Annotated in this window: 1 protein-coding gene and 1 pseudogene; both read right to left on the bottom strand. The window is 59.2% G+C overall.

Going from position 1 to position 899, the window contains the following annotated elements:
* A partial coding sequence (locus ACRRUX_RS20555; RefSeq protein WP_432534102.1) for an MtrB/PioB family outer membrane beta-barrel protein occupies positions 1-749 on the bottom strand: 749 nt, incomplete at its 3' end.
* Between the two features lie 15 nt (positions 750-764).
* Positions 765-899 (bottom strand): annotated as a pseudogene (locus ACRRUX_RS20550) (cystathionine beta-synthase); the annotation flags it as partial.

The raw sequence follows: 899 nt of genomic DNA, 5'->3' as shown, positions 1-899 counted from the left end.
TGGTTGATATTGTTCTGGTATTGACTGCCGTGATAACTGATGTCGGTCAGCCAGTTGTCGCCACTGAGCACCACACCGGCGCTCAGCTTGTCGGTGCTTTCATCCACCGGCTGCACAAAGTTGGTCGGCCGCGGATTGATGAGACTGGCACTCCTGTTGCCACTTCTGTCCTGGCGGTCGTAGCGTACATAGGTGTTGAGCATCTCATTGAGCTGATATTCAACACCGATTCCGGCCTGCTGGCGTTCCAGCTTGAGGTCCACCACACGCACGGCATCGCTTGGCGTCAACATGCCGCCGTTGTGCCACAGCTGCGTCCTGGCCTCATCCTGCCAGGTACTGATGTTGCGGTAGTCCAGCTCAATGCGGTATTGACCCAGTTTGCCGCTGCGGGCCGACACAAAGCCGTTATCCATACCCAGCTGATGAGCCTGCAGCGCACTGCGATAGCCCTCGGCATTGAGGTAACTGACATTGGCATCGACGCCGGCTACCACGCCTTCATCACTGGTGCCAAAGGCATTCACCGCCTGGTCGTCCGCCTTTGAGGCATCCACATAGCCCAGGCTGACGCCCACGCTGCCGGTATGCTCACCCGGTACCACACATTGTTTGCACTGGTAAGCGGCCTGCTTCACCGCGGCGGTGTTGGCATGCTGCACACCGAAGTCGGCGGCGCTTGCCGCAGCACTGACCATGCCGGTCGCTGACAGCAGTGCCAGGGTCAACAGATTCAAATTAAATCGCATCGCTTGCACTCCTAATTAGCGGCCAAACAGGCTGCCGCCCGGATGGTTAGAGCCGTGGATCTGGTTGTGACAATTCAGGCAGCTCTTGCCGCCACCGAAGGCGTTCATGCCATCCTGCGGCACCACGCGGGAGGCGTGACCGTCATCGGC

Origin of the sequence: Shewanella sp. GXUN23E (genome assembly GCF_050865035.1) — a bacterium.
Taxonomy (GTDB): Bacteria; Pseudomonadota; Gammaproteobacteria; order Enterobacterales; family Shewanellaceae; genus Shewanella.
The sequence above is the reverse complement of the archived record's forward strand: the minus strand, read 5'-3'. Positions and strand labels throughout refer to the sequence as shown.